Genomic DNA, 12,834 nt, shown 5'->3' with positions numbered 1-12,834 from the left:
CTAGTTAAACTCACGATGACCTTAAAACTTACGTTGATTCGCGGGCTGCCCGGTTCAGGGAAAAGCACGTTAGCCAAAACAATGTCAGCCAAGCACTATGAAGCAGATATGTTTTTTATTAGTGACTGTGGCGCTTATGTTTACGACGCGACGAAAATTGCAAATGCACATCAGTGGTGCCAAGCAATGACGGAACAAACCCTTGCCAGTGGGAAAAGTGTCGTGGTTTCAAACACTTTTGTTCAGCGTTGGGAAATCGTTCCCTATTTCAAACTGGCTAAGCGGCTTAGCGCAAGATTTGAAGTTATCGAGTGCCATAACCACTATGGCAATATCCATGGCGTGACGGCGGAAACTATTCAATCAATGAAAAAACGGTGGCAAGAATGGCAAAGCGTACCCCAGTTGTAGAAATGACTTCTTACGGCATTTATCAGGAGTGGGATTCAAAATCGAAGCATCTGCCAAAGATTCAAGAATTCACAACAAAAGTGCCTGCAGATGAAGAAATCGAATTTGGCTTTATTGTGAACATCAAAAAAGCCAAGGGCGAGGTGATCGACTTTTGTATTGCTCACCCGGGAATTAGGGGTAAAAAAGGCCAAGTACTAGAACCATTTACTGGTGATTTGCACATAGGCAGTAACGATTGGGACTTCTATCTCGGAGATACAATACAGCTTCTGGATCCTATTGACGGGTTTGAGTCGAATATTGGTAAATGGCGAATGACGATCTCGCTGAACGGCAACATCATTGCGGAAAAAACATTTGATGTGTATGCACGTGATGAAGGTGAATTTTGGAAGCAACGCGGTTTTTAGTTCAAAGTAGTGGTGATAGTCTAAAAGCTAACCCTGATTAGGGAGGGGCGACTGGTGCTCTCTCAATAACAGAGTTCGCCCCTTACTCACAATAATTAAGTTAGATTCGAGAAAAGTCATACCCAGCGGCAAGCAATAACCCGCGTTCATGTTTTATTAACTGCGCACGGTCTTCGATAAGTTCATGCAGAGCTTGACGTGGTCTACCTGCGAGTTCTTTGTAAGCTTCAAATGATTGCGAGGCATCAATCGCTGTAAACATTTTACTGATTACGTTACGTGCTTCACATGGACTGCTGTTAGCTTTGAAGTACTCTACGCCTTTCGCGGCATCACGCATTTCTGCCAGTAGCTCTATAGGGCTTGTTTCCTGCGCCACAGCTAGATAATTATCTAGCACTCTTTTGGCAAACAGTAGCTCTTGAAGTGGAATATCACGGCCACTTTCGATCAGTGCCTGACTGAGAATGTTACTTGAGCTCATGTACTATCTATCCTTGGTTCAAATGTATCAATGACTCAAAGCAGTCTAAATTATCATCGCGCTAAAGGGAATAATCTAGTTACGATGATTTGAAAGTAAACACGAGTGATTTTCGCTTAATAATTCTTATGTTGCGTACTACTTTACAGCTTGAATGGTAGGTTAGTGACGCAGGTGTTCCGGATAAACTTTGAGATTAGCCAATTAATATTCCTCGGGTGTCTATAATTACAGCACTACAAGTAAGTGCATTTTCCCAAGGAAGGTTTATTTATGTTGTTTTTTAAGGATACCGAGTCCGCTAAGACCCCCAGTCATTCTGATCATGTCTATGCCGCAATCAAAAAACATGTTGCATGGATAGAGTTTAGCCCTGATGGCACTATTCAAGATGCGAGTCGGCTGTTTTTAAGTGTTGTAGGTTACTCCTTAGAAGAAGTAAAAGGAAAGCATCATCGTATATTTTGTACCGACAGTTATGTGAGTTCTTCTGTTTATCAGAGTTTTTGGCGTGACTTAGCGAATGGTGTTACGAAAGAAGGTACGTTCGAGAGAAAAAACAAACAAGGTGAAACCATCGTTCTTGAGGCGACCTATTTCCCTATATACGACTCTCAAGGTAAGGTGTCGAGTGTCGCCAAAATAGCCTCTGACATCACTCAAATTTTTCACAAGAACCAAAAGAATGATGCGCTTATTTCCGCACTGGATAAGTCACAAGCCATCATTGAATTTGATCCTAAAGGCACTGTGCTTTCTGCAAACCCCAATTTTCTCCGAACACTGGGATACAGTGCCTCTCAAGTAGTCGGTCAGCATCACCGTATGTTCTGTTTTGATGAGTTTTACAAAGATAATCCTCATTTTTGGCGAGATCTTGAAGATGGACAAATTAAATCAGGTCTTTTTCAACGGCGGAGTTCACATGGGGCAAGTGTTTGGATTGAAGCGACATACAACCCGATCAAGGATGAGAAAGGCAAAGTGGTTAAAGTGGTTAAATTTGCTAGTGATATTACAACCCGTATTGAACGCAACCAAGCAATCGCAGAAGCCTCAGAAGTTGCTTACTCGACTTCGGTCGAAACTGCGCAAATAGCTCAGGAGGGGGCTCAGCTTTTATCTGATTCAGTCGAAGTATCTTTAAACGTTTCTAAAAAAGCGGATGATACAGTGCAAAAAATTCAGCAGTTAAACGCAAGTTCTCAAAACATTCAGAATATTGTCTCAACCATTCAAGGTATTGCTGACCAGACCAACCTTTTAGCTCTTAATGCGGCGATAGAAGCGGCGCGGGCTGGTGAGCATGGTCGAGGTTTTGCGGTTGTAGCAGATGAGGTTCGCCAACTGGCTTCGCGTACTTCGGAGTCAACGGATGAGATAGTTAAAGTTGTTGAAGAGAATCAGGGGTTGATCAACGAAGTCACCGATATGATGAGTGAAGTGTCGTCGATATTGGAAGAAGGGAATGCCAAAATTACAGAAGTATCGACGGTGATGGATGAGATCCACAAAGGAGCCGAAAATGTTTCTAACACTGTGATGGGGCTTTCAGAAAGTCAGTCTTAGTGAGCATGAGAAGGTTGGTGCAAAAAAAACGGAGCAATGGTGCTCCGTTTTCGCAGATGACTTGTTATAAAAAGATCCGTTACTTTTGAAACAGAATATAAGCGTCGTGTACACCTTGAATCAGCATTTGCATTCCGATTACTGTCAAAATCAAGCCCATCAATCGAGTGACAATATTAATGCCACTCTCACCGAGTTTATCAACTAGCTTTGGACCAAATAAGAAGCAGATAAAGGTGATGAAACAGAGTAGTGCAAAGGCGGCAATAGTGACCACAATACTGAATATATCGCCTGACGCAGAATAGTTCATTGCAGTTGCGATTGTGCCAGGACCTGCCAGTATCGGCAGAGCTAGAGGAGAGATCGCGATATCACCACTTTGTGAATCTTCTTCACCTCCATGACTGTGCATTTTCGAAGAGCTACCTTGCAGCATATGATAGCCAACGAGAAACACTAAAATGCCGCCAGCCAAGCGAAGAGCAGGAAGGGTAATACCGATAACTTCAAAGATACCTTTGCCAAGAAAGCTAAAAGCAGCAACGATAGCAAAAGCGGTTGCTAAGGCTTTAAAAGCGGTCTGTCTGCGTTGCTCGGCGGTTTGTTGTCCTGTCATCCCGACAAAGACAGCCGTATTTGCAATCGGGTTCATCATGGCGAAAAAGCCCATGAAAACGGTCACCGCCGTTGTAGTTAAATCGTGCATTGGTTCATCACTTGTTTTGCGAGCTTAGCTATCACATTAGCACAGTATATAAAAGCCAGACTATCGATACATCCACAATAACCAATGCCTATAGTGTTGGTTTCACGCTTATTTTTTTGTAGAACCAGTAGGCAATGACTAACCAAAGTGCGCTTTGTAACCACAATTGGGTGTAGTTAACGGTTACATTTTGCCAACTCCCCCCCATTTGGTTCAACGTAAGGAAACCTTGAATAGCCGGCGTGCTTGGAAATAGTTCAGATAACCAAACCATAGGTGCAGGGATGGCTTCAACTGGCCATATGAAGCCTGCGCTGAAGATAAGTGGCATTGAACTGATGAGCACCACTAAGGTAACCAGTTCACGTCTGGGTGTAATTGCTCCCAGCCAGATCCCAATAGCACTGGAAGCCAAAAGGAATGGCAGCAGCAATGTCAAAAGATCTGTAGCATGAGCCAACTGGTTTACACCATGCATGGTAAAGCTTGCACCAAAGTAGTACATGCTTAACAAGTAATAGACGGTAATAAGAACAAGCAAACGCGTCGAGATCAGTTTTAGCGGTGAAACATGGCTCCAATAGCCTGTTCCGTGTTTTTGCGTGCCAACCATTAAACCCGCCGCCATTGCCAAAGTTTGTTGCAGAATCAAAACAAACACAGCGGGAACGACATAATCTACGTATCCGATACGTGGGTTGAAAGTAGGTTTTAGGTTTAGTTTGGTCGGTGCATATTGCTCAGTGGCTTTGGATAGTGGTTGACCATTTATCAGCAATTGAGCGATTTTGGTTTGAGCGGCCAAAGTGCCACCAGCTTGGGCTAAACCTTCCACGATCGTGCCGTAGACTAAAAAGTAAGAAGCATCTCCAGCATAGGAGAGAGTTGGGCTTTTTCCGAGCATAAGATCTTTATAAAAGTGCTCAGGAATAACCAAGATGCCGCTAACCTCGCCATTAAGAAAGGCTTGGTGTGCATCTTCTAAGGTGTAGTCGCGTTGAATGACCTGCACTTGAGGTGTGGCATCCACCATGCGTTCTAATTGATAGCTGGTTTGACTCTTGTCTAGGTTAACTACACTGATTTTTTGCTCTCTAGGTGTCTGGTGACTATATGGTAGGGGGTAAAGAAATGAATAAAATACCACGCCGCCAAACACGGTAAGAGTCACCACGGGATTAGTTAACAGTGCTTTGAGTTCGGCTTTAAGCAATGCAAAGAAACTCATGATATTCCCCTATCATTGGTACTGAGTTGCAGCGCGCCAATGTGTTTTTTAACCAAAGCAAATGCCAATAGGGCAGGAAGTCCGTAACCAAGCATTGGAGCCAAGTGCAGCAAAGACTCTGTCCAAGGTTGACCGTAGCTTACTTGACTAACCTGCACCTCAATATAATGGCTGATGGGTAATAGGCTGCGCCACGCTTGAGCAAGGCTGTTCATGTCCGTAACAGGGAAGGTAATTCCCATAAACGCGAAACTCGGAGCGGTAAAGGCACCAGCAAAGCTCATCGCACGAGCGGCATCGAGTGTTAAGAAGAAAAACAGGCTGCCCATGATCATACAAGCGAAGATGGTGGCCCATTGAGCCAAGATCAATACCAAAAAGCTGCCATTCATTGGCCATTTGAACCCTAAGTAAAACCAGCACAGGAAGGCAAACCCTTGGAGAGCAAACACCCATGAATAAGGTGCAAGCGTATTGAAGAGAGCCTTCGCAGGTGATTTTCCTAACCAATACTGCAGCCCTCTGTCTCTTATGTTGGCCGATAAGATTAAAATAGTGGTCACGACAACAACAATTTGCCACAAAGCAGGGATAACGGCTGAAACTAAAAACTGCGCGTAGTTTGAATTTTTATTAAACAGCGGAGTAATTTGGCTACGAATTGGCACAGCTTTGCTCATCGCAGAGGCAAGGGTCGCATTACCGTGACTTAAGTTTCCCATAGCGCTTACTTGAGCGTTAAACGTCCCCTGAGCCTGTAAGAAAGCGGAGTTGATCAACTTGCCGACTAAGATCATCTGGCTGTTGTAAAATACGCTAACCTGTGGGGGCAACTGTTTATGGGTATCTTGCTCAAAGTTATGTGGAATAACGGCGTAGGCGTAGATATTACCTTCGACCAGTGCCTGTTTGGCATCAAGGGCGCTAGTAAAGTGTTTATCGACCTTCATCGCTGACGTCGCGTCATAGTACCGGATCAACTGCTGTGACATTTTTCCCGAGTCGAGATTGACAACACCAATTGGTAAGTCTCGCGCTATCCCCTGCGAGAAGACTGCCCATATCATGACGGCCAACATGACAGGTAGCCATGTCAAGCTGGACAACAACCACTTGTCTCGTCGGATAATGGTGAGTTGTGAAACGTTATGGTCAGTCATATCGCTTTCCAATTATCCTTTCAGCTCGACAACTAGGCTCATTCCCATACGTAAGTTTTGCACAGGCTGAGTAGGTCTTGCTTCGACTTCAAAGGTTCTTAGATCAAAACCTTGAGCGGCATCTGTAGAGCGCCAAGTAGCGAAATCGCCCATCACAGCAATGTGTGAAACCTTAAGCTCAATCTCTTTATTCAGCGCCGGTATGAAAGCAGAGAAGGTTTGGCCTTTTTTAAAGTGGCTAAGTAAATCTTCGCGCACATTCAGAACCGCCCAAGAGTCATCGGTGTCGATCACCGTTACTACAGGGAACCCTTGTGGAGCCAGCTCACCACTTTGAAGTAGCACTTGTGATACCTCACCCTCAAACCAACTTTCAATCGTGGTATCTTCTGCGTAGGCTTCGACTTCTGCCACTGCACCTGCTGCCATACGAGCTTTTTCGGCGGCTGCCAGCTTGGTCTCGCTACGCGCACCTTCTTGTGCCATTTGGTACATTTGGAAAGCTGCACTCTCAGTATACTTAGCAGCATCCCATTGGGTTTTTGCTTCGTCACGTTTTTGTTCGGCGACCACGCCTTCCTTATAGAGGTTGTTGACGCGAAGGTAGGTTTTTTCCATTAGAGCAGATGCTGCTTTTGCTTTTTGCCACTGGTCTTTCGCTGCTTGGATTTGCTGAGCGCGTGCACCTTTTTCCGCTTCCATTGCAAGTGCACCCGCCGCTTTTTCACCTGCTTTTGCCTGTTCTAGTTTCGCTTCAATTTCTGGGCTGTGGAGCGTAAAGATGAGCTCGCCTTTTTCGACATGATCGCCTTTGCGCACCATTACCTGATCAATTCTTCCCGGTACTTTGGAAGAGATACTGTATTGCTGAGATTCAATCTGACCTTGCAAGCGAACCGGTTTTGGTTGATAGGCTTGGTAAAAGCTATAGCCAACCCAAGATGCAACGCTCAATGCGACAGCCGTAAGTAGAAGTGGTTTTGCATTTTTCATCTTAGATCCTTATTTGCTCGAAATATTGATAGCGTTGTGCTGGTATTGGCTGAATGCATCCATCTCACTCGATAGTGCAAGTAACTTGGATAGGGAGATTAAGTAGTTAAAGCTTGCTGCTGCTTTCTGAGTTTGAACGCTTGCGACGTAAAGCTGCGCGTCTACCACATCGGTGGAGGTGGATAGCCCTTGAGAGAAGGCTTTTTGACGTAGATTGAGATTTTCACTCGCTAACTCTATGCTTGACTCTAGGCCCAGAACTTCCTCTTGGGCTTGCTGCGCTTCAAGGTATGTTTTCTGAACCAGTACGGAAAGATCTTGTTTTGCTTGCGCTTTGAGGTATCGGACTTGCGAAACTGCGCTGTGCGCGGCTTTAACCTGATCACTACGTCCAGAATTCTCAATCAAAGGAATATTCACACCAACACCGACCAACCAATCGGGTTTCATTTGGCTCGCGAGAGAGTCATCTTCATGGAGGCTGTAATCCCCATACAGATACACTTCTGGGAAGTATTTGCCTTTTTCTGCCTTAATCAAACTATCAGCTTGTTTCTCTTTCGCATCAAGTAGTGCTAAGCCGGGGTAGGTATCAAGAGTACGTTCTACGAATAAACTCTGCTCTGGTAAGTTTTGGTTGATAAATAGGCTGTCGGCAGGCTCAACACTGGTTGTTTGGTTTAGGATTTGGGTGAGCGCAGATTGAGCGATCTCTAGGCTTTTTTCTGCTTTTTTGCGTTCAATTACCGCTTTATCCAATGCAGACTCTGCTTGCAAGCGTTCGACGCGAGCTATTTGCCCTTGCTGCTCTAGCTTAAGTGCATTATCTCTGTGCTTTGTTAATCCTTGTTCCACAAGTAAGCGAGTTTGCACCACCTCTTGGGCTAGTAATACAGAGAAGTAGTATTTGCTTAAGTCTTCAAAGCGAGCTTGGGTTTCCATTGCTAACTCACTTTGCGCTTGTTCTTTACGGCCTTCGGCAGCGGATTGTGCCGCGTTAATTCGTCCACCAGTGAAGATAGGCCAAACAGCACGGATTGAAGAACTGAAAATATCTCTTTCAGTAATGGTAGAAGTTACACCACCAAGTCCCGCAAGCAGTTGGTTAAATACAGGCCCAAGGTTTGGAAGATGCTGACCAGTACTTTCAAAAAGCTGACTTCCGGAAACCTTCACGTCTGTATCTAACCGCGTGTAATTAGCGCCAACAGTGACTGAAGGTAAGTTAAGGTTATCCGTTGCATTTTTGAGGTGTTCGTAGCGTTCTACATTTGAGCGCTGTGCTGCTAACGAATTGTTTTCTTGTTGTAAAACTTGCCAAGCTTGATCGAAGCTAATCGCAGCTGCGTTGGACAAGGGAGAGTAGACGCCAAGAAAACCGAACAACAGCGCTATGGGACGCAACGACATAGTAATGTACTCTATTTGTTAAAAAATAGAGTTTATACTCTAATTTCTGTGCGGGCAATCACTAAATTGTAAAAAGTATGGCGTTTGACATTGATCAGGACTCGATAGAAATGCATAGCATTCAAGTGACTGCTTGATCGAAATGAAAGTACGGAATTTGCTCTAAGTGGTTAATTATATGAGTAAAGAAAATGTGACTGGCAGCCTATGAATCATCATAAACTGCCTTTATTGCTTTAAGGTGTGTATCGCAGTCCAAGCATCTTACAATTATCTTCAAGGTAAGGATCGGTAACGACTTCGAACCCAAAGCTACCGTAATACTCTTTCAAGTGTTCTTGAGCAGAGATGAAAATTGAGTCTTGCGGATAAAGCTCTTTTGTTGACTCGAAACTTACTCGCATTAGTTCGTTACCAACTCCTTTACCTCTGTATTTTAGACTAACAATTACCCTGCCAATAGATACATCGTTAGCGTCATCCTTAATTAGTGGAAGCACTTCTTTTGGGTAACCAAGTTGTTGCGGCATGATTCTGCTGTAAGCAACCAGCTCTTCACCATCGAACCCCATCACATGGTACGTCTCAGGGTGCGTGTCTTTCCCGTCTAAGTCGCTATAGGGCTCTTCCATCTCGACAATAAAAATGTCTACTCGTTGGCGTAAAAAAGCATAAAGCTCATGCACGCTTAACTGATCAAATTTTTTGATTCTCCACTCTAGCATTATCTTTCTCCTTATATGCTTGGAGGACAAAATAGAAGACTCGCGCTGTTGACTCATTAACTTATGTTAATAATTCATATTTTGAATAAATATTGATATTGGCATGAGCTTTAATGGATAGATACTGTTGTAACCGCAATAATGGGTAGATGGTTTATCGAAGCTAGAGACAAAAAAGCCAGTCGGTGTCGACTGGCTTAGGTTAAGTCAAACCCAAATATACAGGAGTAGTGGTTACTGCTCTACTTTTTGTGGCGCTGGTTTTAGCTTTTGGAACAGTTTGACAAATAACGGGCTAAACAAAACAAGCACTGCCAAGATAGTGAATGTCATTGTAATTGGTCGCTCCCACAGAAAGTTAAGCTCACCGTCACTGATCATTAATGCTCGGCGTAAGTTTTCTTCCATCAAACCACCTAGAATAAATCCAAGGAGTAGCGGGGCGAGCGGGAAGTTAGCTAACCTGAGTGCGATTGCTCCCATTGCAATCAACAGCATGATGAAGACATCCATTGTGTTAAAAGAAACAAGGTATACACCTGTGATCGAGAAGAACAAGATCATAGGCAGTAGAACCGTTCTCGGTACAGCAAGTAGCTTAGAAATGTATGGGATCAGTGGCAAGTTCAAGATCACCAGTACGATGTTACCAAAGTACATCGAGATGATAACTGACCAGAATACATCAGGGTGCTCAACAAACAGACGTGGCCCCGGCTGAATTCCGTAAGCAATCAAAGCACCTAGCATGATGGCTGTTGTGCCAGACCCTGGAATACCTAGAGTTAGAAGAGGAACAAACGAGCCACTTGAAGCTGCATTGTTAGCAGATTCCGGTGCGACTAGGCCACGGATACTGCCTTTACCAAATTCTTCTTTCTTCTCCTTTGGCGCAAGGTTACGTTCCATACCGTAGCTAAGGAAGGCTGCGATGGTTGCACCAGCACCAGGAAGCACACCGGTAAAGAAGCCAAGAATAGACGAACGAATTGAAACTGGCGCTACCTCTTTCACTTCTTCTTTAGTGACTTTCATGCTGCCAATATTGCTCATTTTATTTTGTTCGTCTGAGCGTGTGTCTTGCTCAGGCTTTAAGATTCCCATCAAGGTTTCGCCTAGTGCGAAGGTAGCCATTGCCAATAGTAGGAAGCTAAAGCCATCCATTAGGTCAGTAAAGCCAAAGGTAAATCGTTCAACACCAACTCCTTTGTCGATACCAACCGTTGATAGCATCAAGCCTAAGATCGTCATCATCCATGCTTTAAGCACTTGACCTTTACCTGCAAAGCCAGCAACAGCAGAAAGGCCAAGTAGCATCAAGGCAAAGTAGTCTGAAGATTGGAAGCTCAGCGAGACGTTAGCCAGTGCAGGAGCAGCAACTAATAGCATAATTGCTGATAACGTACCACCAGTAAACGACGAGTAAGCCGCGAGTGCAAGGGCTTTACCTGCCTGACCTTTTTGCGCCATAGGGTAGCCGTCAAAGGCGGTAACAACGGTTGATGAACAACCAGGAGCATTGATTAGGATCGATGACGTTGAACCACCAAATACAGCCCCGTAGTATACGCCAGCCATCAAGATAAGACCTGAAGATGGCTCCAAACCATAGGTAATTGGGATCATCAGGGCGATAGCAGAAATTGGGCCAAGACCCGGTAGCATGCCAATAAACGTACCGACAAAACAACCAACAATCACCATTATGATGTTCATTGGCATCACTGCGGTCGAAAGACCTTGTAAAATTCCGTCTAACATAATGTTATTTCCTTAAATTACGACCACATGGTGAAAATAACACCTGGCTCTAAATAGATATCTAGGCCTTGGGTGAGCAGTAGGTAGAAAGCGATGACAAACGGGAAAGATGCACCAAAAAGCACTTTCTTACGTCGTTCCCCCAATAGATAAAATCCTGCAAGCAAAAACAAACCTGTTGCAATGACGAAGCCGAAGTAGGTTAGGCCAACACCGTAAAGCGCCATCAAAACTAGAAAACCAATAAGTAGTTTCCAGTTGAAATCAATGACTGCTCCACTTTTTACATCGGGTTGCCCTGTTACCAATAAAAGCAGCGAAAGGCCGATACCAGCGAATGTTAATAGCGTTGGTAGAGTGCGAGCCGTAAAGGGTTCGTATTCATCGCCAGGGAATAAAGGAATTTGGGTTGTCTGGTAGCCATAACATAGGCAGACAAGCAAAAATATCATCGCGCCAACACGGTCGCGACAGAGTAGGTTTTCTTTTGAGAAAAAATTACCTTTAGTGAATGAGTTCGTTGGCAAGTCCGACATATCCAACTCCATTTGCGTTACAGGTAAGGAAAGAAAAAGCCGTACACGAGAGTTAATGAGCATGTTTCACCAACGAATAAGCCATTTGCTGCTAGTCAAAAGGCCGTATACCAATCAGAACAAATATCTGACTGAATGGTACAACTGTTTATAAACAAACAGAGGAGATTGTGTGTAGTTAGCTCATGTACGGCGAAAAGAGATGAGGGTGGTGTAAAATCACCCTCATACAACTGGTTTAACAGTTACTTTAGGAAACCAAGCTCGCGCATCAGATCGCCCATCTGTTTCTCTTGGTCTTCTAAGAATGCATAGAAGTCTTTGTCCGCTTTATAGTTATCAATCCAACCGTTACGGTCGCGAACGACTTGCCACTCGTCTGTTTTGTACATCTTAGTCAGAGCTGCATTCCACTCGTTAATCTTCTCTTGGCTAGTGCCAGGTGCTGCGAAGAACCCACGCCAGTTAGCAAACACGGTTTCATTACCGTATTCCGTTAGCGTTGGAATATCTGGTGCCGCTTCAAGACGTTTAGGTGCCGTTACTGCAAGGATCTTAACCTGACCAGACTTCGACATTTCTAGCACTTCACCTAGACCTGTAGAAAGGAGTTGTGTTTCGCCAGATAGAAGGGCTGCCATTGCTTTACCGCCAGCGTCGTAGGCAATATAACGTACTTTCTTAGCATCGAAACCTTCCCCTTTGAAGGCGGCTGCAACAACAAGGTGATCCATGCTTCCTCGCGCGGAACCACCAGCTATTTTCACTTTACGCGGGTTAGATTCAAATTCCGTAACGACGTCTTCCCATGTGTTGTATTTAGAATCAACCGACGTGACGATTGCACCATAGTCTGCAATGGTTGCTGCTACAGGGGTAAGATCACGGAAAGATTGTGGAAAGATCCCAGTTAGAGAGCGCACTACAATTGGCGTCGAGTTCACCATAAGCGTATCTTCTTGGCGCTTGGCTGTTTCGATTAGGTGAGCAATGGCTTTACCACCACCACCACCTGACAGGTTTTGGAAAGAGACGTTGTCGACAATGTCTGACTTAACTAACACATCACCTGTGCCACGAGCAGTCATGTCCCAGCCACCTCCTGCACCTCCAGGAATTAAGAAGTGGATTTTCTCTACATCAGCTGCAAAAGCGTTGAAAGAAAAAGACGCAGCGATAATTGAAGCGGCTAGGGTTGGTTTTAGTACCTTAAACATGATTCACGTTCCTTATGTATGAGCATGTACTTCATAGAGAACACGCTTATCGTTATCAATTGTCTACTAGCAAGGAGGGAACTTGTTGGTAGATGCGTTCAAGGTTAACAATGTGTTAAATTTGTGTCTCCAATACGTTGATAAAAAGAATAATGGTCATTGTGGAGTTTTTGTTCATAAAGTTCACAGGTAGATGAATACGTACAAATGCGCAAACA

At 44.4% G+C, this 12,834-nt stretch carries 13 protein-coding genes; 3 read left to right on the top strand and 10 right to left on the bottom strand.

Translation table 11 applies throughout. The annotated features are described in order from the left end of the window. The first annotated feature begins 15 nt into the window (after nt 1-15). Nucleotides 16-411: an ATP-binding protein gene (locus APB76_RS20430; protein WP_049843985.1), complete on the top strand. Its 396-nt coding sequence runs from the start codon at nt 16-18 to the stop codon at nt 409-411. Further along, nucleotides 387-824: a DUF3859 domain-containing protein gene (locus APB76_RS20425; RefSeq protein WP_049843986.1), complete on the top strand. Its 438-nt coding sequence runs from the start codon at nt 387-389 to the stop codon at nt 822-824. Before APB76_RS20430 ends, APB76_RS20425 begins: the two co-directional genes overlap by 25 nt. A 100-nt stretch (nt 825-924) precedes the next feature. Here APB76_RS20425 and APB76_RS20420 read toward each other — a convergent pair whose 3' ends face one another. Next, the gene (locus APB76_RS20420; RefSeq protein ID WP_049843987.1) at nt 925-1,308 is read right to left on the bottom strand and encodes a hypothetical protein; all 384 of its coding nucleotides are present in this window, start codon (nt 1,306-1,308) and stop codon (nt 925-927) included. A 273-nt stretch (nt 1,309-1,581) separates the two neighbouring features. On the opposite strand from APB76_RS20420, the gene APB76_RS23505 reads away from it, so the two are divergent. Continuing rightward, nucleotides 1,582-2,877: a methyl-accepting chemotaxis protein gene (locus tag APB76_RS23505; RefSeq protein WP_049843988.1), complete on the top strand. Its 1,296-nt coding sequence runs from the start codon at nt 1,582-1,584 to the stop codon at nt 2,875-2,877. Nucleotides 2,878-2,956: 79 nt separating this feature from the next. Here APB76_RS23505 and APB76_RS20410 read toward each other — a convergent pair whose 3' ends face one another. The 9 genes from APB76_RS20410 to APB76_RS20370 form a co-directional block, all read right to left on the bottom strand. Further along, nucleotides 2,957-3,586, bottom strand: coding sequence for a MarC family protein (locus tag APB76_RS20410; protein ID WP_049843989.1), 630 nt, complete (start codon nt 3,584-3,586; stop codon nt 2,957-2,959). Nucleotides 3,587-3,674: 88 nt separating this feature from the next. Next, on the bottom strand, nt 3,675-4,814 hold the full coding sequence (locus tag APB76_RS20405) for an ABC transporter permease (RefSeq protein ID WP_049843990.1): 1,140 nt from the start codon (nt 4,812-4,814) through the stop codon (nt 3,675-3,677). Beyond that, a complete protein-coding gene (locus tag APB76_RS20400) occupies nt 4,811-5,974 on the bottom strand; it encodes an ABC transporter permease (RefSeq protein ID WP_049843991.1) in 1,164 nt (387 codons plus the stop codon). The genes APB76_RS20405 and APB76_RS20400 overlap by 4 nt, the downstream gene beginning before the upstream one ends. Before the next feature lie 12 nt (nt 5,975-5,986). After that, nucleotides 5,987-6,967, bottom strand: coding sequence for an HlyD family secretion protein (locus APB76_RS20395; protein WP_049843992.1), 981 nt, complete (start codon nt 6,965-6,967; stop codon nt 5,987-5,989). Nucleotides 6,968-6,976: 9 nt separating this feature from the next. After that, a complete protein-coding gene (locus tag APB76_RS20390) occupies nt 6,977-8,377 on the bottom strand; it encodes a TolC family protein (protein WP_049843993.1) in 1,401 nt (466 codons plus the stop codon). Nucleotides 8,378-8,613: 236 nt separating this feature from the next. Then, a complete protein-coding gene (locus APB76_RS20385; RefSeq protein WP_049843994.1) occupies nt 8,614-9,102 on the bottom strand; it encodes a GNAT family N-acetyltransferase in 489 nt (162 codons plus the stop codon). 234 nt (nt 9,103-9,336) lie between these two features. Beyond that, a complete protein-coding gene (locus APB76_RS20380) occupies nt 9,337-10,863 on the bottom strand; it encodes a tripartite tricarboxylate transporter permease (RefSeq protein WP_049843995.1) in 1,527 nt (508 codons plus the stop codon). 17 nt (nt 10,864-10,880) lie between these two features. Next, nucleotides 10,881-11,399, bottom strand: coding sequence for a tripartite tricarboxylate transporter TctB family protein (locus APB76_RS20375; RefSeq protein WP_049843996.1), 519 nt, complete (start codon nt 11,397-11,399; stop codon nt 10,881-10,883). A 245-nt stretch (nt 11,400-11,644) separates the two neighbouring features. Continuing rightward, on the bottom strand, nt 11,645-12,616 hold the full coding sequence (locus tag APB76_RS20370) for a tripartite tricarboxylate transporter substrate binding protein (protein WP_049843997.1): 972 nt from the start codon (nt 12,614-12,616) through the stop codon (nt 11,645-11,647). Nucleotides 12,617-12,834 lie beyond the last annotated feature (218 nt).

This window comes from Vibrio bivalvicida (assembly GCF_001399455.2).
Classification (GTDB): Bacteria; Pseudomonadota; Gammaproteobacteria; order Enterobacterales; family Vibrionaceae; genus Vibrio; species Vibrio bivalvicida.
This window is presented reverse-complemented; position numbering and strand designations above follow the sequence as displayed.

What these genes read in the sequence shown, in the direction of transcription:
- APB76_RS20430 (WP_049843985.1), top strand. Translation starts at nt 16, where the DNA reads ATGACCTTAAAACTTACGTTGATTCGCGGGCTGCCCGGTTCAGGGAAA.
- APB76_RS20425 (WP_049843986.1), top strand. Translation starts at nt 387, where the DNA reads ATGGCAAAGCGTACCCCAGTTGTAGAAATGACTTCTTACGGCATTTAT.
- APB76_RS20420 (WP_049843987.1), bottom strand. Translation starts at nt 1,308, where the DNA reads ATGAGCTCAAGTAACATTCTCAGTCAGGCACTGATCGAAAGTGGCCGT.
- APB76_RS23505 (WP_049843988.1), top strand. Translation starts at nt 1,582, where the DNA reads ATGTTGTTTTTTAAGGATACCGAGTCCGCTAAGACCCCCAGTCATTCT.
- APB76_RS20410 (WP_049843989.1), bottom strand. Translation starts at nt 3,586, where the DNA reads ATGCACGATTTAACTACAACGGCGGTGACCGTTTTCATGGGCTTTTTC.
- APB76_RS20405 (WP_049843990.1), bottom strand. Translation starts at nt 4,814, where the DNA reads ATGAGTTTCTTTGCATTGCTTAAAGCCGAACTCAAAGCACTGTTAACT.
- APB76_RS20400 (WP_049843991.1), bottom strand. Translation starts at nt 5,974, where the DNA reads ATGACTGACCATAACGTTTCACAACTCACCATTATCCGACGAGACAAG.
- APB76_RS20395 (WP_049843992.1), bottom strand. Translation starts at nt 6,967, where the DNA reads ATGAAAAATGCAAAACCACTTCTACTTACGGCTGTCGCATTGAGCGTT.
- APB76_RS20390 (WP_049843993.1), bottom strand. Translation starts at nt 8,377, where the DNA reads ATGTCGTTGCGTCCCATAGCGCTGTTGTTCGGTTTTCTTGGCGTCTAC.
- APB76_RS20385 (WP_049843994.1), bottom strand. Translation starts at nt 9,102, where the DNA reads ATGCTAGAGTGGAGAATCAAAAAATTTGATCAGTTAAGCGTGCATGAG.
- APB76_RS20380 (WP_049843995.1), bottom strand. Translation starts at nt 10,863, where the DNA reads ATGTTAGACGGAATTTTACAAGGTCTTTCGACCGCAGTGATGCCAATG.
- APB76_RS20375 (WP_049843996.1), bottom strand. Translation starts at nt 11,399, where the DNA reads ATGTCGGACTTGCCAACGAACTCATTCACTAAAGGTAATTTTTTCTCA.
- APB76_RS20370 (WP_049843997.1), bottom strand. Translation starts at nt 12,616, where the DNA reads ATGTTTAAGGTACTAAAACCAACCCTAGCCGCTTCAATTATCGCTGCG.